This window comes from Pseudoalteromonas sp. T1lg10 (assembly GCF_002964545.1).
Lineage (GTDB): Bacteria > Pseudomonadota > Gammaproteobacteria > Enterobacterales > Alteromonadaceae > Pseudoalteromonas.
On record NZ_PQBV01000005.1, the window covers coordinates 104,236 to 128,807 of the forward strand.

Annotated in this window: 20 protein-coding genes and 1 pseudogene; 14 read left to right on the forward strand and 7 right to left on the reverse strand. The window is 49.3% G+C overall.

Translation table 11 applies throughout. The annotated features are described in order from the left end of the window. Positions 1–16: 16 nt before the first annotated feature. The 3 genes and pseudogenes from sbcB to C2M17_RS05455 all read right to left on the reverse strand — a co-directional run. Positions 17–1,462: an exodeoxyribonuclease I gene (gene sbcB, locus C2M17_RS05445; protein ID WP_105199856.1), complete on the reverse strand. Its 1,446-nt coding sequence runs from the start codon at positions 1,460–1,462 to the stop codon at positions 17–19. Between the two features lie 346 nt (positions 1,463–1,808). Beyond that, positions 1,809–2,780: a hypothetical protein gene (locus tag C2M17_RS05450; RefSeq protein ID WP_105199857.1), complete on the reverse strand. Its 972-nt coding sequence runs from the start codon at positions 2,778–2,780 to the stop codon at positions 1,809–1,811. Further along, positions 2,777–2,935, reverse strand: a pseudogene (locus C2M17_RS05455) (S24 family peptidase); the annotation flags it as partial. The pseudogene C2M17_RS05455 and the gene C2M17_RS05450, both read right to left, overlap by 4 nt. A 209-nt stretch (positions 2,936–3,144) precedes the next feature. Here C2M17_RS05455 and C2M17_RS05460 point away from each other — a divergent pair. Then, on the forward strand, positions 3,145–3,558 hold the full coding sequence (locus C2M17_RS05460; protein WP_105199858.1) for a GFA family protein: 414 nt from the start codon (positions 3,145–3,147) through the stop codon (positions 3,556–3,558). Positions 3,559–3,668: 110 nt separating this feature from the next. Next, positions 3,669–4,229 (forward strand): DUF922 domain-containing protein, encoded by a 561-nt coding sequence (locus C2M17_RS05465; protein WP_158677926.1) that lies wholly within the window; start codon positions 3,669–3,671, stop codon positions 4,227–4,229. A gap of 397 nt (positions 4,230–4,626) precedes the next feature. Here the strand turns inward: C2M17_RS05465 and C2M17_RS05470 are convergent, their stop codons facing one another. Next, entirely contained in the window at positions 4,627–5,160 is a 534-nt protein-coding gene (locus C2M17_RS05470; RefSeq protein WP_105199860.1) for a DUF2937 family protein, read from the reverse strand. A 14-nt stretch (positions 5,161–5,174) separates the two neighbouring features. Continuing rightward, positions 5,175–5,873 (reverse strand): lytic transglycosylase domain-containing protein, encoded by a 699-nt coding sequence (locus C2M17_RS05475; protein ID WP_158677917.1) that lies wholly within the window; start codon positions 5,871–5,873, stop codon positions 5,175–5,177. A 416-nt stretch (positions 5,874–6,289) separates the two neighbouring features. On the opposite strand from C2M17_RS05475, the gene C2M17_RS05480 reads away from it, so the two are divergent. The 12 genes from C2M17_RS05480 to C2M17_RS05535 all read left to right on the forward strand — a co-directional run bounded on the left by C2M17_RS05480 (position 6,290) and on the right by C2M17_RS05535 (position 23,357). Next, a complete protein-coding gene (locus tag C2M17_RS05480; RefSeq protein WP_105199862.1) occupies positions 6,290–6,589 on the forward strand; it encodes an isoamylase early set domain-containing protein in 300 nt (99 codons plus the stop codon). Between the two features lie 4 nt (positions 6,590–6,593). Beyond that, on the forward strand, positions 6,594–8,627 hold the full coding sequence (malQ, locus tag C2M17_RS05485) for a 4-alpha-glucanotransferase (RefSeq protein WP_105199863.1): 2,034 nt from the start codon (positions 6,594–6,596) through the stop codon (positions 8,625–8,627). After that, the gene (glgB, locus tag C2M17_RS05490) at positions 8,617–10,851 is read left to right on the forward strand and encodes a 1,4-alpha-glucan branching protein GlgB (RefSeq protein ID WP_105199864.1); all 2,235 of its coding nucleotides are present in this window, start codon (positions 8,617–8,619) and stop codon (positions 10,849–10,851) included. The genes malQ and glgB overlap by 11 nt, the downstream gene beginning before the upstream one ends. Continuing rightward, positions 10,832–12,934, forward strand: coding sequence for a glycogen debranching protein GlgX (gene glgX / locus C2M17_RS05495; protein ID WP_233997920.1), 2,103 nt, complete (start codon positions 10,832–10,834; stop codon positions 12,932–12,934). Before glgB ends, glgX begins: the two co-directional genes overlap by 20 nt. Next, positions 12,931–15,420 (forward strand): glycogen/starch/alpha-glucan phosphorylase, encoded by a 2,490-nt coding sequence (locus C2M17_RS05500; RefSeq protein WP_105199924.1) that lies wholly within the window; start codon positions 12,931–12,933, stop codon positions 15,418–15,420. The genes glgX and C2M17_RS05500 overlap by 4 nt, the downstream gene beginning before the upstream one ends. A 1-nt stretch (position 15,421) precedes the next feature. Continuing rightward, positions 15,422–16,714: a glucose-1-phosphate adenylyltransferase gene (gene glgC / locus C2M17_RS05505; RefSeq protein WP_105199866.1), complete on the forward strand. Its 1,293-nt coding sequence runs from the start codon at positions 15,422–15,424 to the stop codon at positions 16,712–16,714. A gap of 5 nt (positions 16,715–16,719) precedes the next feature. After that, positions 16,720–18,276, forward strand: coding sequence for a glycogen synthase (locus C2M17_RS05510; RefSeq protein ID WP_105199867.1), 1,557 nt, complete (start codon positions 16,720–16,722; stop codon positions 18,274–18,276). A gap of 484 nt (positions 18,277–18,760) precedes the next feature. Further along, positions 18,761–20,218 carry a hypothetical protein gene (locus C2M17_RS05515; protein WP_105199868.1) on the forward strand — a complete coding sequence of 486 codons (1,458 nt, stop codon included), beginning with the start codon at positions 18,761–18,763 and terminating at the stop codon, positions 20,216–20,218. A gap of 123 nt (positions 20,219–20,341) precedes the next feature. Then, positions 20,342–20,767 (forward strand): lysozyme inhibitor LprI family protein, encoded by a 426-nt coding sequence (locus C2M17_RS05520; protein ID WP_105199869.1) that lies wholly within the window; start codon positions 20,342–20,344, stop codon positions 20,765–20,767. 94 nt (positions 20,768–20,861) lie between these two features. Then, positions 20,862–21,500 (forward strand): class I SAM-dependent methyltransferase, encoded by a 639-nt coding sequence (locus tag C2M17_RS05525; RefSeq protein WP_105199870.1) that lies wholly within the window; start codon positions 20,862–20,864, stop codon positions 21,498–21,500. 102 nt (positions 21,501–21,602) lie between these two features. Beyond that, the gene (gene nhaA / locus C2M17_RS05530; RefSeq protein ID WP_105199871.1) at positions 21,603–22,937 is read left to right on the forward strand and encodes a Na+/H+ antiporter NhaA; all 1,335 of its coding nucleotides are present in this window, start codon (positions 21,603–21,605) and stop codon (positions 22,935–22,937) included. Positions 22,938–23,141: 204 nt separating this feature from the next. Then, a complete protein-coding gene (locus tag C2M17_RS05535) occupies positions 23,142–23,357 on the forward strand; it encodes a TIGR02450 family Trp-rich protein (RefSeq protein ID WP_105199872.1) in 216 nt (71 codons plus the stop codon). A 102-nt stretch (positions 23,358–23,459) separates the two neighbouring features. On the opposite strand, the gene fur is transcribed toward C2M17_RS05535, so the two are convergent. Together fur and fldA are read right to left on the reverse strand one after the other, a co-directional pair. Beyond that, positions 23,460–23,903, reverse strand: a complete 444-nt coding sequence (gene fur, locus C2M17_RS05540) for a ferric iron uptake transcriptional regulator (protein WP_105199873.1) — start codon at positions 23,901–23,903, stop codon at positions 23,460–23,462. Between the two features lie 138 nt (positions 23,904–24,041). Continuing rightward, on the reverse strand, positions 24,042–24,569 hold the full coding sequence (gene fldA / locus C2M17_RS05545; protein ID WP_105199874.1) for a flavodoxin FldA: 528 nt from the start codon (positions 24,567–24,569) through the stop codon (positions 24,042–24,044). Between the last annotated feature and the right edge of the window lie 3 nt (positions 24,570–24,572).

Here is a 24,572-nt window from a genome sequence, read left to right on the forward strand (position 1 = left end):
CGCCCAGGCCGTTTTTTTACAGGCTTTGGGCGTAATGATACAGGGCTTTGAGCACCGCCATATTGCGCTCATTGCTCTCGTTTTCATGCACCAGATTTTCAAGGCTGAGCATAAAGTCCTGAGCATTGATAGACGGGCTGTCTTCTCCGTGCATTAGTTTGTTCTGGCAGTATTTACGCCATGAATCCAGCTCCGCTGGGGTCAGGCTTTCCGGCCAGTTACGAGCGCGATAACGAAACAGCATGGTGGCGAATTTCGGGTCTTCAAAGTCCAGCTCCAGGTTCCCCAGCTCCAGCGGTGAGGTGCTGCGGATAACATCGAACTTGGCCTTATCGCCATTGCTGATAAAGCCACTGTATAGCTGATAATCCACATTGGTGGTGGCGGCAAATTCACGGCTTTCATTAAATACCTCGGCCACCTTGTCACGCAACTCGGGATGCGCCTTTAAAAACTTCAAATGCTCCAGGCATTGCTCTCTGTCTATGCCCAGACGTTCGGCGTTTTCCGGCAACAGGGTTTTTGCCGGCGCGAGAATAGGGCACTTGTTTACATGCACCAGCTTTAAGCCGATGGGCGCCTGACCTTCGGGCAGCTCGTCACGGCGGGTATAAAGGTACTCGCGCAGCTGTTCGACGGATAAATCGAGCAAGGGCTGCGGATCTTGCGTCAGGTCAAAGCAGACCACGGCGTTTTTGTTGCTCGGATGAAAGCTCATGGGCGCAATCCAGGTGGTGCAGCCCTGCGTTGCCGGAATACGCGACGAGGTATGCACCAGGGGCGTCATATTGAATACGTCCACCATCTGCAACAGCGCTTTTTTATGGCGCAGGCCGAAAAAGAAGTTGTATAGCTTGGGCTGGCGCTCTTTAACCAGCTTGGCCAGGGCAATGGTGGCCTTAACATCACTTAAGGCATCGTGGGCATCGGCGTGCTCTATGCCGTTGGCCTTGGTGAGTTCTTCTAGGCGAAAGCTAACGCTGCCGTCTTCCTTACGCGGCCAGTTGATACCCTCAGGGCGTAGGGCGTAGCAGGCGCGCACCAAATCAATAATGTCCCAGCGGCTATTGCCGTTTTGCCACTCTCTTGCATAGGGGTCGTAGAAGTTACGATACAGGGTGTAGCGAGTGACCTCATCATCGAAACGAATACTGTTATAACCGGCCACACAGGTATTGGGTTGGCTAAATTCTTCGTGGATCTTGGCGATAAATTCCGCCTCACTGAGGCCGTGGCGCAGCGCATGTTGCGGGGTAATGCCGGTAACTAAACAGGCCTCTGGGTGAGGCAAATAATCCGGCGCCGGACGACAGTATTCAATCAGCGGCTCGCCGATAATATTCAAATCGAGATCGGTACGAATACCGGCAAACTGGCTCGGCCTGTCTTTTTGCGGGTTCGCCCCCCAAGTCTCATAGTCGTGCCAGTAGATTGTGCTCTGCTCGTCGCCGTTATGCGCCATTGTCGATCCTTTCGCCTAACTTGTCTGTAACCGCGTAACTGCATGTTACTTATGATTTCCGTCATTATTACATAGCAAGTCATAGTCACAAAGGATAGAGCTAAATCTCAATATCAATAATGTCGATGAAGCTGCTGCAAAGAGAGCTTCAGGTTTTATAACTAAGCGAAAAACACTAGTAGAACACTACAAAATGCATTAACCACACTAACAAGGTTGGCGAAGAAAATTTCAGCACTCCAAGCGACACCTGCCAAAAAGATTAATATGCAGATGAATAAATAAAACCCGTTTGATTGTCCATTCATGGGTACCCTTCCTTATTTAAAAATTATTTCGATTCTGCTTAATCAAGTTTGCCTTGTTTGCTTTTCATGAAACTATCAATTTGCTCTTGAAGAGTGTTTTTGTTTGTACTCATATTTTCTTTAATTTTTGTGATGGACTTAATTTTAATACTAGCGTTCCCTGAAGCATGTTCCCAAGGTGCGGTGAAGCTTTTATCGTCATCAGGCATCAAATAAGTAAGTTCATCAATTTTTGGCTCATTAATACTTTTTAACTTTGCCACTACATTGTGGATAGAATAGATAACTAGTTGTAGTATGAGAGCCGTCTTTTGAGCACTCCAATTCACAGAGCTACGCGTAACGCGAAGGCTTCTTTCATCGTCCTTGGAACTTATTCTTTCTAATTTTAACGTTGTAGTACCGTTTTCAGAATATATGTAAGGTTCAAACTTCTTTTCACTAAAAGCTCCTTCCATACTAGTTGCGATATCCAAAGCTGTGCCACCAGAGCGGATCCTCAGGCCATGCTTTATGCTGTTATATTCATCATGGTGAACACTTTTCAAAAATTCATTTGCAAGCTTTGCCCATAGTTCAGAATACAAGCCAACTACTTCTTTGTACCGTTCAGTGTTTTTGTTAAATCCAATAAACACAGTCTGTGCTAAGTTAGTCCACGTTACCCTTTCTATATTCAAAGAGGTAAAAATGTCGGTTTCTTCTTTGTTGACACGCTCAACGAAACTTTTTAGTTGATGGGTCTTATATTTTGCGATCCAAGCATAAGGACAATTGGGTGCTTGTATAAGCGCGCCAATTAAAGAGAATAGAGTTTCAAGTGCATGGTGGAATGCTGTTCGCAATGCTAATGCTGCCCGTTCATTAGTTCTATTTGACTCGAACATATCTACGAAGAGTGAGAAATATTCAGTATCAATCCCACTTAAAAACTCCTTATTTCGGTCTTTCAGGTCTTCATCCCATAAGCAAAATGGCTCATTGTTTACTACGAAGATGTTATTCTTCATAGCGACTTTCCAGTAAACACGACCTTACCGACTATGGTGCAGTTGCCGTTGATGGGCATGAGGGGATCAGGCCAGTTGGGGTTGAGGGCTTTTAAGAACTTTTGGCCGCCTTCAATGATCAGCTGTTTGAACGTGGCCTGGTTCTCGTTATCCAGGCTGATGGCTTCATCTGGAAGGTATTTTGGGTACTTTTCAGTATTTATAACGCTGATATCACTATGTGCCATATTAAGTCCTTTTACGTAACTCTTGCCGTAACCGTATGTTAATTATCTTTTTCGTCATTATTACATAGCCTCTCACACCCGCAAACCATGGGCTACACTTTGCTAGGACGTGAATAATAATTAACCAGGAGATATTTATGGAATTACACGGAAGCTGCCTATGTGGTGGCGCCAGCTACAGCGTCAGCGGTGAGGTGTGCGGTTTTTATCTTTGCCATTGTCACCGCTGCCAAAAAAGCACAGGCTCGGCTCATGGTGCCATCGTTTTTATGGATGCGGCCCAGCTTGATTGGTTACGTGGCGAACATTTATTGACTCGTTATCGTGTTGACGACAGCCGCCATGAAAAGTGTTTTTGCAGCGTATGTGGTTCATCATTGCCTTTGCTTGTGGAGGAGCGGGGAGTGGTGATGGTGCCCGCCGGCAGTGTCGATAATGGTGAGCTGCCCCAGCCCAATGCCCATATTTTTACTTCGCGCCAACAAGGGTGGCAGCAATACATTGCCTTGTTACCGGGTTATGAGGAATATCCGCCCAAAGAGAGCAACTAACTGAATACTGTCATTATTCTGTTATGTAACAATGATATAAGCTTCCCTAATTTTTTAGCATAAAGAATGGTGTTGCGGTCGTATGCAGTGGCCGTGACCTAGGAAGTAGTGTGCGTCTTATTCTTGTAGTTATGTTTTTATCTCTGCCAGCCTACGGCAAACTTGATGTCAGGCAGAGTACACAAAATTATCCCGTTTACGCCGATGTGCTTGGTGAGTTACTGAATACTTTGGATGCCGCGTCCCCGGTTAAGCGCGATGGTAAGGTAGAGCATGGTCATATCCAGCATCAGATTGGCTGGGAGTTTTTATTTAATGGCCGGACTCGTCAGTGCCAAGTGGAGAAGTTAACAACGACGGTGGAAATTGAATACACCTTACCCAGGCTCGATAGCTACAGTGAAGCGGTAAAGCAACTTTGGTCGCGCTGGTATCCGCATCTGGCCGAATATCAACGTAAGCAGGGCTTGATGATCATCGCCGCCGCCGAGCGTCTCGACCAAAAATTGGCGGCACTGCCTCAGATAGGTAATTGCCGCATCTTGAAAAAGCAAGCGCAGCGAATTGGTGAGCAGGTGCAAGGTGAATTGAGTTTAGCGCTGCGGCAATTGCAACAAGAAACTGAGTTTGGGCGCACCGAAAATGCCTGGCTGGTGGATCATTTAAACTAGCTTGAGGCATGAACTCCTTTTCTAGGCGCTCTCTCTAAGCCCTTTTTTATCTAGGGTCTGTTTATCTTTGCGGTTTACTTTATGTTCAATCTAAACGCATTCTGATGAATGTCATCACTGATTTATGTGGTTTAATTCATCCGTGAAGCTTGGTTACATCGCGCATCCATGCGCTCACCTCGCTAAGCTGCGAAGCATTGCTTCGGTCTTGCTCGCCTATGTTCATAGCGAGTAACACAGAGCAGGATGCGTTTAGATGAACCCGCAGGGCAGCGCTTGTAGCGCATTTCTACTGTGTTGTTACATGTTTATGTAGAATAACTACACCACACATGTGCCGCCTTGTATAAATACACTACAAACTGCTGCAGAAACAAACAACAAAGGTCAACAGACCCTAGGATTGGCTCCGCGCAGGGCGGAGCATACGTCCGACACGCATAAGTGCCAGCACCATTAACACAAACAAGGCCTCAATCGTCCAACTGACTATTAGGGCAAAAATAACCGCGCTGGCCAGGGCTTCAAGATTAAGCTGGATTTGCGGCGTGTAATTATGCCAGACCTGAGTGCCTATGCTTTGCACCGGGGAGCGAACTAGGTGCAGGTAGGGGTGTTGGCTAAACTCTTCAAGGGCCAATTCCAAGGTGTTACTACGCTGTAACAGTGTGGCAAGATTATCGCCACCTTTGGCATACACAGGGTCGTTGCTTTGTTGATAATGGGCTAACAACTGGGAGAGGGAACCGCCAAAAAATTGTGCGGCATCTTCCTTAAAAGGCGCTACGGCGGCGTTGGTTTCAACCATTGCCGCGCGCAGCGCATGTCCATAATCATCTTTAAATCCTGGCACCTGTAGGCCAACCAAGGCGGCAATAAAAAACACACATAAGCGCAGGTAATTACGGCACCAACGGATAATCTTTAGCATAGGTTTACGAGAACTTAAGGTGAAGTAACAGATTGCTCCAGTGTGTCATTTTTCACCATTAATTGCGAGGCCAGCAGCTCTTGCTCCTCAGAATACTGTCGGTAGCGATTACGCAAAATATCTATGCGCTGAACAAAAGCGCGGGTTTGTTTAAACGGTGGCACGCCGCCATAGTGCACCACTCTGCTGGGGCCAGCATTATAGGCTGCGGCCGCGAGTTTGGCGTTGCCCTTAAAACGTTTTAACAAATGGGCAAAGTAGGCGCTGCCAGCGGCAATATTTTCTGCCGGATCGAAAGGGTCGTTAATATTGAACTCTTTTATCAGCAGGGGCATAAGCTGCATTAAGCCCTTGGCTCCCCTGTTGGATTCGGCCTTGGGGTTAAAGTTAGACTCGGCATGTACTATGGCCTTGAGCAGCGCCAGGTCGATGCCGTTCTCTTTCGCTGCGGCGACTAGGTGCTGATGATATTTATCTGTATACAGTGGGGTTCTGTGCCAGGCTGCTAGTTGCTGATCGCACTGGTCACATTTTAATTCTACAACCTCAAAGCCTTTAACCTTGGGCTTGGCATCGGTGAAAACCGCGATCCCTTGTTGGTTGTAGTAGTGATAGATGGTGGATTGTGCCTGAACTGCAAATGTTGTCCCTAATAAGGCAAATAATACAAACACTTTCAAGGCATTAAGTTTTGACAAAAGTGGTCTTTCCATGTGGTGTGCTCGCATTTTGATTCACCTTTAAGCCTAGCACAGGGTCATGATTTAGGATGAGAATTTGTAGTATAAATGAATTTTCACTTAACGGACATAGAGTTAGCTTTTTACCCACCTTGCTTTTAAATGCTATCTACGGGGCTAAAACACATTTTGTGTACATTTATCTAACAAAGGTGTTCTGCGCTTGCTAACAGTTGGCATTGTTTATGCGGTGGTTCTGCTAGGACGCAGTAAATTCGGGGTTAACAACCAAAATTGCACTATTTTGGCGCTCGGCTTGCACTGTAATAAAGCGTCCATATTAGGCTGCTAGCCTAATTCAAACTTTGCAAAACACACCGATTTGCTTAGCAGTATCCATGGCACATTGATGTGGCGATCGAATATTCAACCTTATTTGGAGCCCAGCTATGCTAAAAAAACGCTTTTTTAAAACCAAAGAAGAAGCAGAAGTCACCTTTGAATATATGCATCCGGATGCCGAAGCTGTGGCCTTAGTCGCCGAGTTTAATCAGTGGCAACCGCTGGCGATGCAATATTCGAAGAAGGATCAGTTATTTCGTACCAAGCTGCGCTTACCGAAAAACAGCGAGTTTCACTTTCGCTATTTGATCAACGACGAGCAGTGGGATAACGACCATCAGGCCGATGCCTATGTTGCCAATGATTTTGGCACTGACAATAGCGTTGTTTCGACTTACTTAGGTTAGTGCCGTGGATGTCTTCGCGCAAGCCTGTTACCTCATGGGTGTTGGCTATGAATACCATAGCTATGAAGGCGAGTTGCTGCGCTTTAGTGATGCGGTGCGCAGCCAAGCCCTGACGGCCATGGGTGTGGACGGCGCGGATTTAGCGGCGCTGGCCGAGCTTAATTTTCGCCTGGACGCCGCGCCTTGGCTGCAATTGGTAGATAACACCAGCCTGGTGCATGAGCAGCATCCGCGCCTTTTGGTGCGGTTGCCTCAGTCTTTGTATCAAGACAACCAGGCGAGTGTGCATTTGCTGTTAAGCGACAGCGACAAACACCTGGATTGGTCATTGGCCAAGGGTGAGATTGTCGGCGACTATTGCCTCGACCATGAGATTTATGTGCAACTGGCCTTTAGCTTGCCGCAAAACTGGCTCGCACCCGGGTTTTATGATGCCCAGGTGACAATAGGCGAGCAAGTTGCAGATACCCAATTATGGTGGGTGCCCACAAACAGCTATCAGGTTCCTTGTTTTACAAAGTCCACAAATGTGGCGGCGCCAAAGCTGCTGGGTTTGTCCTTTGGTCTGTACACCCTGACAAGCGAGCGCGGTGTCGGCATCGGCGACTTTTCTGATTTAGCCGCCATAGTTGTTGCCGCCGCAGAGCAGGGGATAGATTATTTGCTGCTCAACCCGTTACACCTGCTCGACACCAAAGACGCAAAGGCCGCCAGCCCTTATAGCCCTGTGAGTCGGTTGTTATTACACCCCCTTTATATCAGTATCGAACTCAGTGAAGATTGCGATCAAGGGCTTCGCCAGGCCTTGAGCGAGGCGCATGAACAATATCAAAGCCTTGCCAGTGCCACCTGGCTCGATTACGAGCAGGTGTATGCCTTGAAATGGCCCTTGCTCCAGCGTCTCTATTCGAATTTTTGTGCATCCGCCTGTGATGAGCGTCGCAGCGCCTTTAAGCATTTTCAATACGCCCAGCGCGATGCTCTGGATACCTTGCCAACCGACAGTAGTGAACAGGATGAATATTGGCAGTGGCAGGCCTGGTTGCAACGCAAACATTGCCAGCAACTGGCCATCACCAGCGGCATGCGCATAGGGCTTATTAACGACTTGGCCGTGGGTGTTACGCGCGCTAGCGGCGAATATCGCCAGTATCAATCGCACTTTACTCAGGGCGCCGAAATAGGCGCGCCGCCGGATCCCTTTGCCCGTCAAGGACAAAACTGGGGCATGCCCGCACTTCACCCCAAACGCATGGCAAGGGAGCACTTTGGCTACTTTAAAAGCCTGCTTGGCGCCAATATGCGCGATGTTGGGGCGCTGCGTATCGACCATGTGATGGCGCTGCGTCGTTTATGGTGGTGCCTGTCAGAGCAAGCAGGAAAAGAGGGCGAGCAACAGGGTTGCTATGTGTATTACCCCTTTGAAGAGTTGCTGGCGGCGGTGAAAATCCTCAGTCATCAATATCGCTGCGCTGTGATTGGCGAAGACCTGGGCGTGGTACCGCCGCAGGTGCAAACAGCGCTGGCCCAATCGCAAGTGCTTACCAATACCGTCTTCTATTTTTGTCGCGACCAGCATGGCTTTTGGGCGCCTGAGCATTTGCCCGAGCATACCCTCTTGATGATAAGCAATCACGATTTGCCGCCCTTTGCCGCCTGGTGGCAAGGTGGTGATATCGAACAGGCGCAAAAACTGCAGCTCGTTAGTGAAGAGCAAGTACAAGATTTATATCGCCAAAGGCAGCTGCTGCGTGAGCAATTATTAGCGCTGCTCGCTAAGCATAACCAGGTTCACAGTCAAGAATCCACAAGTGAGGAAGTATATGCGGCCTTGTGTCAGGTGTTGGCCAAAGGGCCTAGCCGCTTGCTGACCCTGCAACTGGACGACCTGGATAACCAGCAGGTGGCGGTTAATGTTCCCGGCACCCATACTCAATATCCCAATTGGCGGCGACAACTAAGCACCCAGGGCGGTGCGATTTTGGCGCGTCGGGCGTCCCTTCTTCAGCAATTAGGTAGAACTAGAAATGGCACGTAGCGCAAAAAAAGTAGAGTTTCCGGTTAATTTAGATGCAGCCCTCGCGGCCCTTGAGCAGGCTAAAGTGGGCGAGCCTCGCCAGCTATTGGGTCATCAGTGTATCGAGGGTGCCTGGTTTATCCTTGCCTATAAACCCGGCGCCGAATCCGTGGCTGTGGTGTGTGCATCGGGCACAATTCAGGCGCAGCGTTATGGCGATTCGGATCTGTTTTTGGCGCCCAGCCAGGCACAATTCGAACCTTATGAGCTGCAAGTACGTTACCCGCATTTAGAGCGCCAGGAAGCGGATGTGTTTAGCCTGGGGCTGGGATTGAGTGCCGCGGACCTTTTTTACTTTCGCCAGGGCCAAGAGCAGCAGGCGCAGCGTCATTTAGGCGCGCACCCCATGGATATCGACGGAATTAGTGGCGTACGCTTTAGTGTCTGGGCACCCAATGCTCAGGCGGTCAGCGTGATTGGCGATTTTAACCATTGGGATAGGCGTCAACACCCCCTAAGCCGTGTTGATGACAGCGGCGTATGGGCCATTTTTATTCCCTCAGTGCCAGTGGGCAGCTGTTATAAATTCTCCATTTACAGCGCGCTGGGCGAGCACCTGGTAAAAGCCGATCCGTATGCGCTGGCCATGGAAAAACCGCCGGCCACCGCCTCGGTAGTTGCGCAAATACCAACACTTGTGCCGCTCAGCCCAGATTATTATCAGCAGCGCAGCGAGCGCAATGCCATTGATGCGGCCATTAGCATCTATGAGGTGCACCTGGGCTCTTGGCGCCGCGGCGAAAACAATGAGTATTTAACCTATCGTCAACTGGCAGAGCAGTTGCTGCCCTATGTAGAAGAAATGGGCTTTACCCATATTCAATTGATGCCGATCAGCGAATATCCCTTCGACGGCTCCTGGGGCTATCAGGGTATAGGCCTGTTTGCACCGAGTGCGCGCTTTGGCAGTGCCGAGGACTTTGCTTACTTTTGTGCCCAGTGCCGCGCTGCGGGTATCGGCCTGCTGCTCGACTGGGTGCCCGGTCACTTTCCCGGTGACAGCCATGGTCTGGCTCGTTTTGACGGCACGCACTTGTATGAGCATGCGGATACCCGCCAAGGCTTCCATCCGGATTGGCACACCTATATTTACAATTATGACCGCCAGGAGGTGCGCAGCTTCTTGGTGTCAAATGCCACTTACTGGCTGGAGCAATTTGCCGTGGATGGCCTGCGTGTAGATGCCGTCGCTTCCATGCTATACCTAGATTACAGCCGGCAAAACGGTCAATGGCTGGCGAATAAATTTGGTGGTCGCGAAAACCTCGGCGCCATAGATTGTTTGCAGCAGATCAACAGCGTTTGCTATGCCCGCAATCAGGGGATCATGATGGTGGCTGAAGAGTCCACCGCCTGGCCCGGGGTCACTAACAGCGTAGAGCATGGAGGCCTGGGTTTTGGTTATAAATGGAATATGGGCTGGATGAACGACTCGCTCAAATATATGCAGCTTGACCCCATCTATCGCCAATATCATCACCATGAAATGACCTTCTCGCTGGTCTATGCCTTTAGCGAAAACTTTATTTTGCCGCTGAGCCACGACGAGGTGGTACACGGCAAAGGCTCGTTGTTACATAAGATGCCCGGTGATCTGTGGCAGAAATTCGCTAACCTGCGCGCCTATTACGGCTTTATGTGGGCTCACCCGGGTAAAAAACTTCTCTTTATGGGCGGTGAGTTTGCTCAGCATGACGAGTGGAACCATGATAACTCCTTGCAATGGGATTTACTTGTGCACGCCAGTCATCAAGGTATCCAGGACTGGGTGCGTGATTTAAACCTGGTGTATCGCCAATACCGGGCCTTGCATGATAACGACCGCGACCCCAGCGGCTTTACCTGGCTTGATGGCGATAACAGTGCCCACAGTATTTTCAGCTTTGTGCGCACGGCTAAGGATGGCGGCCAAAAGGTGATTTGCGTGCATAACTTTACTCCTCAGGTGCACCATGATTTTCGCTTACCCGTGCCTGCAGCGGGCAAATACAGGGTGTTACTTAACAGCGACGACCAAGCCTATGACGGCAGTGGTGTAGCCGTTATTGAGGATGAAAATACGTTTATTGAGGCCGAGCCCGTGCCCTGGTTGCAGGAGTCTTATTCGCTGCAATTAAGTCTGGGGCCTCTGGCCAGCATTTATTTGTTGTGGGAGTGCGATGCGGATGCAGTGGCTAACCCGTAACGGCAACACAGATATCCTGGGCGCTTCGGTCAACGCCGAAGGCGTGAATTTCTGCGTCTTTGCCGAGCATGCCGAGTCCGTGTCCCTGTGCCTGTATGATAATTCCGGCCATAGCGAAGTGGCTCGGGTGGAGCTGTATCGCGGTGAAGCCGGACTTTGGTGCGTGCAAATCGATGGGATTTATGAAGGTCAGCTCTACGGTTACCGGGTTCATGGCCCATTTGCGCCCAACAAGGGGCAACTCTATAACGCCAATAAACTCCTTATCGACCCCTATAGCTACGCGCTTTATGGCGAGTTTCAGCCCAGTGTGCGCCATCGTGCCATAGACGAGCAGGGGGTGTTATGTCCTTTGGATAACGCTCATCTTATGCCTAAATCCAAGGTCTTTCAGGGAGCTCCCTATGCCGGGAAGCGACCGCAGATCCCTTGGTCGCAAACCGTTATTTATGAGTGCCATGTTAAGGGCTGGTCAGCGCGTCACCCGGGTATCAGCGCCGCCAAAAGGGGCACCTTTTCGGCTCTGAGCGAAGATGCCTTTATCGAGCATATAAAGGCGCTTGGCGTCACCTCTGTTGAGCTGATGCCGGTGCAGCAGTTTATTAGCGAGCCATTTTTAGCGCCCTTGGAGCTGAGCAATTATTGGGGTTACAACACCTTAAGCTATTTTGCGCCCCATAAGGGGTATGCCCTGGATAATCCCACGCATGAGTTTACTGAAATGGTTGCCACCTTGCATCGCCATGGACTGGAGGTGATAGTCGATGTGGTTTACAACCACAGTAGTGAAGGCGCCTTACTCGGACCTTGTTGCCATTTGCGCGGTTTTGATAATCAGGTGTACTACCGTCTTGATGCTGAGGGTCAATACATTAATGACACCGGCTGTGGCAACACCCTGGCGCTGGAGCGCCCACAAACCTTGCAATTAGTGCTCGATAGCCTGCGATACTGGTATCAGGTGCTGGGTGTTGATGGTTTTCGCTTTGATTTAGCGCCCATTCTTGGTCGCGATAAACGGGGGTTTAAAGCCGCCCACAGTTTCTTTCAATGTCTGGCTCAAGACCCTGTATTGCGCCGTGCCAAGGTGATTGCTGAGCCCTGGGATATAGGCCCGGGTGGCTATCAGCTCGGTGCTTTTGCGCCGCCCTGGCGGGAATGGAACGATCAGTACCGCGATGTGGTTCGCCGCTTTTGGCGCGGTGATGCGGATATGCTGGGGCTGCTGGCCAAACGCCTGCATGGCTCAGCGGATATTTTCGTCAATCGCCCCCCGAGCAGCAGCATTAATTTTATCGTCAGTCACGACGGTTTTACCCTGGCCGACTTGGTCAGTTATGAACACAAACATAATCAGGCTAATGGCGAGCACAACCGTGATGGCCACAGTGCCAACTACAGCTGTAATTATGGTGTTGAAGGTCATAGCCAGGACCCGCAAATCAAGGCACGCCGCCTTAAGGCACAAAAGAACCTGCTGCTTAGCCTCTTACTTTCTAAGGGCGTGCCCATGCTCAGCGCCGGCAGTGAGCTGGGTCATACTCAGGGCGGCAACAATAATGCTTACTGTCAGGACAACGCCATTAGCTGGTTGGCCTGGCACGACTACAACAGCCATCATCCCTTGGCGAGTTTTATCAGCGAACTACTGACGGTGCGCCGCTACTTCGCCATTTTCACGCTCGACAGGCATATCCATCCGGATGATCCCCGCTTTACTGTGCTTTGGTATCGTCCCGATGGCCACCAGATGCAAACCCAGGATTGGCACGATACCAGTTTGCATACTCTGATCTACACCCTGATCGACAATGACCGCCAGCAGTGTCTGACCTTAGTGTTGCACCGTGGTGGCAGCGAGTGTGAGTTGTGTTTGCCGCCCTTGGGCTTGTGCACAGAGGCGCTTACGGAGGAGCGCGGTCGTTGGCACTGTGTGCTCAGCAGTGACTGTGATACCCAGGGTTACGGCGACAGCCGCGCCATGCCAGCTCTGCATCAAGGCGACAAATTTACCTTAAGCCCCGGCTCCATCTGGGTGTTTAGCAATATTCCATGGCCGCAAATAGTGAGACCTTCAGCATGACTAAACCTGCACCCCAATGCCAACCCTATGATTGGCAAGAAGCCCCCTTGCTCGACAGCCAAACCCTGGCCGTTGATCTAGCCCGGCATCTGCATTACACCCTGGGCCGTGACAAGGTCGGCGAATCCCAGCATTATCTCTATCAGGCATTGGCGCTGACCATACGAGATAGATTGGTGGCTCGCATGCGCCATACCCGCAATGATAATGCCGATAAACGCAGCGTGTCTTATTTATCCTTGGAATTTCTGATTGGTCGCAGCCTCAATAACGCCATTTTAAATCTCGATTTGGCCGATGAGGTCAGAGCCGCACTGGCAAATTATTGCGCCGAGCTTGAACATGTGGCCGATGCCGAGCATGACGCAGGCCTAGGAAATGGTGGCCTGGGACGCCTTGCGGCGTGTTTTCTCGATAGTTGTGCGGCCATGGCCCTGCCGGTCACCGGCTATGGCATTCGCTATGAATATGGCATGTTCAACCAGCGTTTGGATAATGGCTATCAGGTTGAGCAACCAGATCACTGGCTGCATGAGGGCCACCCCTGGGAGCTGCCGGCACCGGACCAAACGGTGCGGGTGAAGTTCTTCGGCCATGTTGAGGTGTTTAAGGATGCCAAGGGGCGCAGCCATCGCGTGTGGGTAGACACCCATGATGTGTTTGCCGTGCCTTATGATGTGCCTGTGCCCGGCAATGGCAATGACGTGGTCAACACCCTCAGGTTGTGGAAAAGTGAAGCCACCGATGAATTCGATTTAAGTGAATTTAATGCCGGTGGTTATGCCGAGGCGGTGGCGAAGAAAAACCTGGCCGAACAAATCTCCATGGTGCTGTACCCCAATGATGCCTCGGAAAACGGCAAGGAATTGCGCCTGCGTCAGCAATATTTCCTCTGCAGTGCGTCCTTGCAGGACAAAATAAAACAATGGGTTGAGCGCCGCGGCGATGATTTCACCGAGTTTGCCGATTATCACGTATTCCAGCTTAATGACACCCATCCCAGCATAGCCGTGGCCGAGCTGATGCGTTTGCTCATTGATGAGCACGAGCTCGATTGGCAGCAGGCCTGGGACATCACCACACAAACCATGGCCTACACCAACCACACCTTGCTGCCGGAAGCCTTGGAAAAATGGTCGGTAGCCCTGTTTGCCCGTCTATTGCCGCGCCTGCTTGAGATCATCTATGAAATCAATGCCCGTTTCTTAATAGAAGTGGCAAAACGTTGGCCCGGCAGTAACGACAAGCAAAGGGAAATGTCGTTAATTGAGGAGGGCACAGAGCCACAGGTGCGAATGGCGTATCTGGCCATTGTTGGCAGCTTCTCGGTCAATGGCGTTGCGGCGATGCACAGTGAGTTACTCAGGCAAAACCTGTTTAAAAATTTCTACGAGCTATGGCCACATAAATTCAATAACAAGACCAATGGTGTGACCCCCAGACGTTGGTTGATGCACTGTAACCCGAAATTGGCGGCGCTGATCACCAGCAAGATTGGCGCGCACTGGCAAGATGACTTTAGCGAGATCAGTAAACTGCGCCGTTATTACGATGAGCCACAGTTGCTGGCCCAGTGGCAAGAGGTTAAGCAAGCCAATAAGCAGCGCCTGTGCGCCCTGGTGCAGTCGCAGTGCGGCGTGGAGTTTGACGCCAATATGTTGTTTGACGTTCAGGTTAAGCGTATTCATGAATATAAACGCCAACTGCTTAATATCCTTCATGTTATTCATCTGTATCGGCGTATTTGCGATGGCGATACCGACAATATGGTGCCGCGTTGCGTACTCATTGGCGGTAAGGCGGCGCCGGGATATTTTATGGCCAAACAGCTTATTAAGTTGATCAGCAATGTAGCGGCGACCATCAATGACGATGCCAAAGCCAAGCCCTGGCTCAGGGTGGCATTTTTGCCTAACTACAATGTTACCGCCATGGAAACCATCTGTCCGGCGGCGGATCTGTCCGAGCAAATCTCTACCGCAGGGAAAGAGGCATCCGGCACCGGCAATATGAAATTTATGATGAACGGCGCCATTACCATAGGCACCCTGGACGGCGCCAATGTGGAGATGCGCGAAGCCCTTGGCGGCGAGCATTTCTTTGTGTTCGGCGCCGAGGTTGAGCAGGTTGATGCCATTCGCAAAAATTACAATGCACGCGACATTATCGCCGGTGATAAGAATTTAAGTGCTGTATTAGCGCTGCTGAAAAGCGGTCATTTCAATGTCTGTGAGCCGGGGATTTTCGACTCGATTCTGGCGGCGCTCTATAGCGACACCGACCCTTGGCTCACCTGTTACGACTTTGCCGATTATTGCCAGGCGCAGGAGCGCGTCGCCAAGGCTTACCAGGATAACCAAGGTTGGACGCAAATGAGTGTGCTTAACACCGCCGCATCCGGCCCGTTTTCCAGCGACCGAACCATTGCCCAATACAGCCAAGAGATTTGGCGCCTAAACCCGATTACTACACCCCAAGGAGAATAGTATGCCCAGTTATGCCAATCGCTATATTAGTAATCTGACCCGTGATACCTATGCGCTGATCCTCGCCGGTGGCCGAGGCTCGCGTTTGCACGAGCTAACCGACTGGCGCGCCAAGCCTGCGGTGTATTTTGGCGGCAAACACAGAATTATCGACTTTCCGCTGTCAAACTGCATAAACTCGGGTATTCGTCGCGTGGGGGTAGCAACACAATATAAGTCGCACTCGCTTATTCGCCATGTGCAGCGCGCTTGGGGGCATTTTAAAAAGGAACTGGGTGAGTCGGTGGAGATTTTACCTGCATCGCAGCGTTATGGCGACGAATGGTATTGTGGCACCGCCGATGCGGTATTCCAGAACATGGATATTATTCGCCATGAACTGCCTCGCTACGTGATGATTTTATCCGGCGACCATGTTTATCGCATGGACTACGGCGCACTGATAGCCAAGCACGTTGAAACCGGCGCCGATATGACTGTGTGTTGCATCGAGGTGGACAGCCAGGACGCTGCCAATACCTTTGGGGTGATGACGGTGGATGAACATAATCAAATTCGTCGCTTTGATGAAAAGCCTCCGGTGCCCAATGAAATTCCAGGGAAACCGGGTCGCTGTTTGGCTTCGATGGGTAACTATGTGTTTAATACCGAGTTCCTGTTTGAGCAGTTGCACAAGGATGCGCAAAACTCGGGCTCGGGCCGTGACTTCGGCCATGACATTATCCCCGCCATTATCGACCAGCATAAGGTATTTGCCTTCCCCTTTACCGACCCGAATATGTCTGGTCAGCCTTACTGGCGTGATGTGGGTACATTGGACTCTTTCTGGGAGGCGAATATGGAGTTGGTATCGCCTGAGCCAAAGCTTGACCTTTACGACCCTAGCTGGCCTATTTGGACGTATCAGGAGCAACTGCCACCGGCAAAATTTATTTTCGATGATGACGAACGCCGCGGCATGGCGGTTGACTCCACGGTTTCAGGCGGCTGTATTATTTCCGGCTCAAGGGTGCGTAAATCCCTGTTGTTCTCCAATGTCTATGTGCATTCTTACTGTGAAATTGAAGAGGCCGTGGTGCTGCCCGGAGTTGTGGTAAACCGCAATTGCCGGATCAAAAGGGCGATCATCGACCGCAGCTGTAAGATACCGGCGGGCTTACACATAGGCCTAGATCACGAGCAGGATCGCGCCAATGGTTTCAGGGTATCAACAAACGGCATCGTGCTGGTGACCAGAGATATGCTCGCGGCCTTGGCGGCCAAAACCAACAGCGGCGCGCAGCAAAGGGCCTAGTTGTTATGAGTGCAGTATTATTTGTAAGTAGCGAAAGCGCCGCCATCAGCGGCGCCAAGGTGGGCGGCGTTGCCGATGTGGTTGCCGAGGTATCAACAGCCTTGGCCCGTATCAAGAGTGCATCAGCTACGTCGGTGCAGGTGGTGCTTCCTGAGTACGCCTGTCTGACACTGGCCGAGAGAACGCTTTGCGGTCAATACTCGGTGAACTTTGCCGGCCATCAATTGACCTTAAGTTTATATCGGGTGCCGGTGGCGCAGGGGGTCACTCACTATGTGCTCAGTCATCCTTGGCTTAATAGCGCCGAGGTGTATCACAATGACACGGATAATCGCCCCTTTGCAGCAGATGCCAGCAAGTTCGCATTATTTTGTTTGGGGGTGGCCGAGGCGATAAAGCAGGGGGCCTTTGGTGAACTGGATGTGCTGCATCTGCATGACTGGCACAGCGCCACCTTGGCGGTGCTAAGGGCGTTTGCCCCTCAGTATGAGTGCTTGCAAGGGTTGCGCACCGTTTATACCGTGCATAACCTGGCGCTGCAGGGCACAAGGCCATTTAGCGGCGATGAGTCATCGCTGCAAACCTGGTTTCCCTGGTTGGGTTACGACGGACAGCAAATTTGCGATCCGCACTATCAGCATTGCTATAACCCGATGCGTGCGGCCATTACTTTGTGCGATAAAATTCACCTGGTGTCGCCAACTTATGTTGAGGAAGTATTGCAACCGAGCGACCCAGAGCGGGGCTTTATCGGCGGTGAGGGCTTAGAGGGTGAGTTGCAAAAGGCCCATCAGCAAGGTCGTTTGGTTGGCATATTAAACGGCTGTGATTATGAACAAGAAGCCGCTTCTTATCCGCATAAGGCGCTTTGGCCATTAACGCAGCAGGCGCTGTTTTCGGCCATGGCTAAGCTGCCACAGCTGAGCAGCGGCCACTATATTGCTCATGTGCGCATGCAGCAATGGCAGCAGTTGCAAATTAAGCCCTGGTTGGGTTCTGTGGGGCGGGTGACGTCGCAAAAGGTGGCACTGCTGGCACAGCCTTTGGCAACGCCTGCGCCTGGAACCCTGGTTATCGATGCGGTGCTTGATGAACTGGCCAAAGAACAAAAGCATTTTATTATGCTCGGCTCTGGCGACTCTTATTATGAGCAGATCCTGACTCAAGCCATGGCCAGACATGATAACTTCCTCTTTATCAATGGGTTCTCCCTGGCGCTTAGCGACGCCATCTATGAGCTGTGTGAGCTCTTCTTTATGCCAAGCTCGTTTGAGCCCTGTGGTATCAGCCAGATGATGGCCCTGCGCAGCGGCACACCTTGTCTGGTGCACGGTGTTGGTGGCTTAAAGGACACGGTCAAAGAAGGAGAGAACGGCTTTGTATTTAATGGCGACAGCCCAACAGAGCAAGGTGAGCAACTACTGGCGTGCCTGACTCGCGCTCTGGACATGCATAAAGATCAGCCCCAGGATTGGCAACAGCTAGGCGCAAATGCCAGAGAATGTCGCTTTAGCTGGCATGAGGCCGCCAAAGCCTATTTAAGCGAGCTTTATGGCGGCTAAAGCGTTTTAGTATTGCACAGCCATACCTTTTATTTCCGATTCTGACACCGGGGCGAACATATGCTCGGCTCGGTGTCATAACAAGACTTTCTCCCCACATTCTCAAAAACGCGGATAAGTAAAAACGCGTCAATTGTGCTTGTTTTGGCACGCTATGTAATACACAAAAACGGCTCGATTATGTGGTAATAAGAGATAGGTTACCGATATTAAGTGGCAAAAATAGATTACATAGCGAGCCACGCAAGGCTCGAATAAGTGAAGGCTCGTTTTTTCTGGCTCGTTTCTCGATTGCGTGTGAACAAAACACCTGATAACTTATTGCTATTATTGAATAAAAAAGTTTATTGGTGGGAAAGGTTAGGGTTGTGGATAACTTCCTTAACCGGGAATTCGCAATAATAAGCTGTTATATGCCAGTTACGTTTCATCGTTGGGTGAAATTATAAATGCTATTAGGTCTTAACCTGAAATAAGGAAATATATGAGTCGTTGGATAGAGTTGTTTAACAATCACCCTTTTCAGGTGACATGGAAGCAAATTTTAGAGTTATCAAATGAAATTATTGTCGATGATGACACAGTTATAACTAGTGTTGAAGAAGTCGCTAGATTTAATAAAGTTTCAACTTACATTAATGAGTTATTAGAAGCGTGTGATCCTGAGCTAATTCCAAGTTCAACATGGGATAACTTTCATAAGCAATCTAATGCTTGCATTCAACAAGTAAACAGTTATCAAAGTAATAGAAATATTGCTCATATAAATAACGCCAATGCAAATTTGGATAACTTGTTAACTTACATTAGGCCTTATCAAGTAGTTGCAGGAAAAGCAGCGAAATCTGCTAGTGCTTCATATGCAGCCTATACAAAGTCTATAAACAAAAATCTTAGTGCTTTTCAAGACGAAGCCAACAGTATTCTAGCTGAAATAAATGCATTGAAAAAAAGTGCATCTGAGAGTGTTGAAGAATCAACTAATGCGAATGTCCGCATAAAGGAGTTAGAAACAAGCTACTTTGATGACTCTGAAGAGGAAGGTTTAAAATCACGGATAAGTAAACTTGAAGCCACCTTGGAAGAAAACTATGAAAAGATACAAGATTATAAAACCAAATTAATAGATGGTGATTCATACTCTGAATCAATCTCATCTGAAATTGAAAGTGCCCATGAAAAGGCCAGCTCTAGCTCAGAGAAGATAACCAGTTTATTGGATGAAGTTAAATCAAAACTTTCAGACTTCAAAAACTATCATACCGTTGTATTTGGCGAAAAAAATGATGAAGGTGAATTTGAAGGTGGCTTAAAGTCTGAAATATCAGCCAGAGAAAAACACTTGGAAGAGTTTAAGAAAAAACAAGAGGTCAAGTATAAAACCTTAAACGATGAGATTGAAAGCTTATTGCCAGGAGCTACTAGCGCTGGTTTGGCTTCTGCATACTATGACCTGAAGGTTTCTTTTGATACTCCAATCAAGAACTATTCAAATTTATTTTATGGATCTATTTCATTTTTGATGATGGTTGCTTTTATATCAATAACCCAAGAAATTGGGTGGTTCTATATTAAATTCGTAGATGTAACTGATCTAACAAAGTTATTTTCAAATATTTTATACAAGTTACCCTTAATAATACCTATTCTTTGGCTTACGCTATTCGCGTCTAAAAGGCGTAGTGAAACGTTGAGATTGCAACAAGAATATGCTCATAAAGAAGCACTGGCAAAGTCTTATCAAAATTTTAAAACTCAAATTGAAGGATTAGGTCAAACAGACCCTGAACTAATGAAAAAATTACTCAGTTCTGCCATTGACGCTGTTTCCAAGAATGCCTCAGATACACTTGATAAAAAGCATGGAGATAAAACACCAGTGAATGAAGGTGTAGATGGGTTAATAAATAGCATGGAAAAAGTCAAAAAAGTGTTCACATAGTTGGCATGTAACAAGCGCATTAAGCATGGGACTGCTAACAGTTTGCTCGGTTCCGCTTCGCTTCACATTTTAGCAAACTAATATCAGCCCCTTAATTGAGCGTTATACGCACATGGAGAAGCAATGAAACAATTAGCGCCCCTGTTACTTTTTATCCCTTTGTTCGCTTTCGCTGAGGAAGAAGTAGACTGTGAAAAAGCGTGGACGACTCTCGCTATTAATCAGTGTATGCATAGAGATTTAGTAGCGGCTGAGAAGGCAATGGCTAAGTACTTGGCTAAGAGTCTAGAGAGATATGCACAAGACAGTGTCTCAGCAACAGCAATTCAAAAAGGCCAGGACGCCTGGTTGAGTTATCGAGAAGCACATTGTGGAGCAGTTTATGACACTTGGCGTGATGGCACCATCAGGACTGCTATGGGATTAGGTTGCAAATTAGAATTAACTCATCAAAGAACGGCTGTTTTGTGGCAATCATTTTTAACTTATGTTGATTCAACCCCCCCTTTGCTTCCCGAGCCTAACTCATATGAACCAAAGTCATATTAAAAGTGCACATAACAGGCGCCGAAACCAAAGGACGCCAAACAGCGAGCCTGTGCTACTTTTGATGGGGAAGACCAATTTCATTCTGGAGGGGTAAGTGCAAGAGTTTGATAGAAAGGCTCATTGGCAAAACGTCTATGAGCACAAAGAAGCGACTGAAGTCAGCTGGTTTCAAGCAAAGCCGGTCCTCTCCCTTGAGCTCATAGCCAACAGTCATCTCGAACTCTCTGCTCCGATCATAGACGTAGGTGGGGGAGCATCGGTGCTGGTCGACCAACTGCTTGATCAGGGGTACACAAATCTTACCGTTCTGGATATTTCCGGTGCGGCATTGGCTAAAACGGCAAAGCGTCTGGGAGAAAAAGCCGGCGCGGTCAATTGGCTTGAGTCTGACGTTACCGCTTTCTCGCCGGATAGTCAGGTTGCACTTTGGCACGACCGGGCGGTGTTCCACTTCTTAACGGACGCTGCAGAGCGTCAGCGTTACGTGGGGGCGTTGAAAAAAACTCTGCGCCTGGGCGGTCATCTAATTATTGCTGCTTTTGCAATCGGTGGCCCTGAAAAATGCAGCGGATTGCCTATAGTTCAATATGATGCTGCAAAGCTGATAGCCGAGCTTGGGCCGGAGTTCAGGCTGCTTGAGGAACGAATAGAGGAGCACATCACCCCGGCCCAAAAGGTGCAGAAATTTGCCTATTTTCGCTTTGAGCGTATCGTAGAAAACGAAATATATTAAGTGCTTGCAGGCGAAGTTTGACCCGCTGCGCATCCTTACTTTCACAAGGGCAGATCGCCTCTGAACCTCGGCGTTGGCCCTTGACAGTCGGAACGACTTCTTATGGGTACAGGTAAGCAAGACAATTCAGGAGTCACCCGATTACCGAAGGAATTTGCTGATCGGCTGACCAACCCCTTTGTGCGCTTCTTGCGTATTGAGTCAGCGGGTGGGGCCATTCTTCTATTTTTCACTGTTGCCGCACTCATTGTATCCAACTCACCGTGGGCTGACTCTTTCGAACACGTATGGGAGACACAGATAGGTCTTCAGCTTGGTTCATTCGAGTTTGCCCGTTCACTGCGGGAATGGATCAATGATGGCCTGATGACGCTGTTTTTCTTTCTTGTCGCATTGGAACTTAAGCGGGAGTTGGTTCTCGGCGAGTTGAGCAAGCCCCGCATGGCCGCGTTATCCATAGTCGCTGCGCTGGGCGGTATGATCGTTCCCGCTACGATCTATCTGGCACTGCAATCAGGACAACCCGGCCAGCATGGATGGGGCACTGTCATGGCAACTGACACAGCGTTTGTTATTGGTTGCCTCGCCCTGCTTGGCTCACGCGTTCCTCAAAGCTTAAGGGTGTTTATGCTGTCGTTAGCGATTGTTGACGATATCGGCGCCATACTGGTCGTCGCAATCGGCTACAGCAGTGATATTGCCTGGTGGCCCTTGGTGATGGCTGCGCTTGGCCTGGTGAGTATCCGCGTCATTGCAATGCTCGGTTTTCGTGGTTTTCCTTTGTACTTTCTCGTGGGCCTGGTTATCTGGCTTGCCGTGGATGCATCCGGGATCCACGCTACCATCACAGGCGTGATGCTCGGCCTGATGACGCCGGCGCGTCGATGGGTCAGCGATAAGCGGTTGTACGCGATATTGGGTCAGGTTATTGCGCATCCAGCAAGCAGTGAAAGCAGCGGCGATACCAAGGATCGACAAACATTACAGATGGCCGAAATTGCCGTGCGTGAAACGCTATCTCCAGTGGAGCGTCTGGAGATGGCGCTACATCCCTGGGTTGGTTTTTTCATCATGCCCCTGTTCGCATTTGCGAACTCTGGATTGCCACTCACGTTCAGCGAAGTAGAAAGCTTGCTCGCAGTGGCGATTTTCCTAGGCTTCGTGCTTGGTAAGCCTATTGGTATCCTGTTGTTCTGTTGGCTGGCTATACGTTTGCACATCGCCATTCGCCCACCTGAACTTAGCTGGAGGGTATTGGCCGGGGGGAGCCTGCTCGCCGGGATCGGCTTCACCATGGCGCTGTTCATTGCGAACATAGCTTTCGATAAGAGCCTGATTGACAGTGCTAAGCTGGGAATCTTCCTCGCATCCGTTTTCTCTGCAGTGGCTGGACTTGCTCTTTTGATGCGGTTGCCTGTACGTGTAGAAACTCCTTGAGTGTGTCACAAATGGCAGCGCTTTATACCTGTATGGAACGGTGATAACGGATGCCGTTTCTGTTGTTATTGGCGCTGAAAAAGACGTGAAAAATATCGCGCCTTTTAACTTTAACTTTCTGTGTCCTCAATTACTGAACTTTATTCTTAAGACCTTCGTAAAACACGTTGTTTGCAAATACAGTCACAATGTTATGGAGTGGGTATGAACCGCATTAACCCGGCTAAATTACACCATAGTAAGTGGACAGCAGTTAAGCCGATGAATCGAGAAAAGCATTTCTTAGTATCAGAAATTGAGTTCGACGAGGAGGGTTCTGTGATTTCCTGTAAATTGGAAGCGGTTCTGTCCAAGAACGAGTATTTAATAGACTGGACTGAATTGAAAAGCCAAGAGCAATGGGTTCAAGGTTGGAAATAACCGTAACCCATGCAACACACCTTAATGCCGCATTATCAACATCTTAAAAACAGGCACAAAAAAGCCTGCGCTGGGCAGGCTTAATGTGAGTGAAAAGGGCGTTTAGCCGTTTTCTAACGCGTATTGCTTACAGGCATCCGTGTCCACACATTCGCCATACAGGTAAAGTGAGTGGTTGGTTAATTTAATGCCATTGCTGTGGGCGATTTCAAGCTGACGCTGTTCGATCATCTCGTCTTCGAATTCGATTACGCGACCACATTTTAAACACACCAGGTGATCGTGATGGGTCGAGCCCGCAAGCTCAAACACTGATTTGCCGCCTTCAAAGTGGTGGCGGGTAACGATGCCGGCATCGTCAAACTGGTTTAGGACGCGATACACAGTTGCCAGACCGATTTCTTCACTGTTATCGAGCAGGATTTTATAGACATCCTCGGCGCTGATATGTTGGTTATCAGGGCATTGGAGGATCTCCAAAATTTTAATCCGCGGAAGCGTGACCTTGAGGCCTGCTTTTTTGAGCTCTAGGTTATGATCAGTCATTCAACTTGTTCTCAATTATGATTCTTTTTTGTGCACCTGAGGCGGACTTTGCCTTGGTGCGCGCGACGCATTTAAAAATTAACAATAACGTGCTTCGAGGGCAAGTGTAAAGCCAAGTTAAACTTGCCCAGCAAAGACTTAGTCAGCTAATTCGGCCAGGCACATTTCTTCATGAATTTGTGCGCACCACTGCTTCACGCGTTGCTCGGTAAGCTCTGGCTGGCGGTCTTCGTCGATACCCAGGCCCACAAAGTGGTTGTCATCAATCATGCCTTTTGACGCTTCGAAGTCATAACCTTCGGTAGACCAGTGACCGACAACGATGGCACCACGCTCGGTGATGATGTCGTTGATCATGCCCATGGCGTCAAGGAAGTACTCGGCATAGTCTTCCTGATCACCACAACCGAAGATGGCGCAAAGTTTACCTTCAAAGTCGATGGCTTCTAGTTCAGGGAAAAAGTCATCCCAGTCACACTGAGCTTCACCATAGTACCAAGTAGGGATACCAAATAGCAGCAGGTCAAACTCTGCGATCTCTTCTTTACTACTTTTTGCGATATCGTGCACGGCGACCAATTTCTTGCCGAGCTCTTTTTGGATCATTTTTGCTACGTGTTCAGTGTTACCCGTGTCGCTACCAAAAAATATACCTACACTTGCCATGAA

Excerpts from the sequence above, each read along its gene's own strand:
- sbcB (WP_105199856.1), bottom strand. The coding sequence starts at position 1,462 with ATGGCGCATAACGGCGACGAGCAGAGCACAATCTACTGGCACGACTAT.
- C2M17_RS05450 (WP_105199857.1), bottom strand. The coding sequence starts at position 2,780 with ATGAAGAATAACATCTTCGTAGTAAACAATGAGCCATTTTGCTTATGG.
- C2M17_RS05460 (WP_105199858.1), top strand. The coding sequence starts at position 3,145 with ATGGAATTACACGGAAGCTGCCTATGTGGTGGCGCCAGCTACAGCGTC.
- C2M17_RS05470 (WP_105199860.1), bottom strand. The coding sequence starts at position 5,160 with ATGCTAAAGATTATCCGTTGGTGCCGTAATTACCTGCGCTTATGTGTG.
- C2M17_RS05475 (WP_158677917.1), bottom strand. The coding sequence starts at position 5,873 with ATGGAAAGACCACTTTTGTCAAAACTTAATGCCTTGAAAGTGTTTGTA.
- C2M17_RS05480 (WP_105199862.1), top strand. The coding sequence starts at position 6,290 with ATGCTAAAAAAACGCTTTTTTAAAACCAAAGAAGAAGCAGAAGTCACC.
- glgB (WP_105199864.1), top strand. The coding sequence starts at position 8,617 with ATGGCACGTAGCGCAAAAAAAGTAGAGTTTCCGGTTAATTTAGATGCA.
- glgX (WP_233997920.1), top strand. The coding sequence starts at position 10,832 with ATGCAGTGGCTAACCCGTAACGGCAACACAGATATCCTGGGCGCTTCG.
- C2M17_RS05500 (WP_105199924.1), top strand. The coding sequence starts at position 12,931 with ATGACTAAACCTGCACCCCAATGCCAACCCTATGATTGGCAAGAAGCC.
- glgC (WP_105199866.1), top strand. The coding sequence starts at position 15,422 with ATGCCCAGTTATGCCAATCGCTATATTAGTAATCTGACCCGTGATACC.
- C2M17_RS05510 (WP_105199867.1), top strand. The coding sequence starts at position 16,720 with ATGAGTGCAGTATTATTTGTAAGTAGCGAAAGCGCCGCCATCAGCGGC.
- C2M17_RS05515 (WP_105199868.1), top strand. The coding sequence starts at position 18,761 with ATGAGTCGTTGGATAGAGTTGTTTAACAATCACCCTTTTCAGGTGACA.
- C2M17_RS05520 (WP_105199869.1), top strand. The coding sequence starts at position 20,342 with ATGAAACAATTAGCGCCCCTGTTACTTTTTATCCCTTTGTTCGCTTTC.
- nhaA (WP_105199871.1), top strand. The coding sequence starts at position 21,603 with ATGGGTACAGGTAAGCAAGACAATTCAGGAGTCACCCGATTACCGAAG.
- C2M17_RS05535 (WP_105199872.1), top strand. The coding sequence starts at position 23,142 with ATGAACCGCATTAACCCGGCTAAATTACACCATAGTAAGTGGACAGCA.
- fur (WP_105199873.1), bottom strand. The coding sequence starts at position 23,903 with ATGACTGATCATAACCTAGAGCTCAAAAAAGCAGGCCTCAAGGTCACG.
- fldA (WP_105199874.1), bottom strand. The coding sequence starts at position 24,569 with ATGGCAAGTGTAGGTATATTTTTTGGTAGCGACACGGGTAACACTGAA.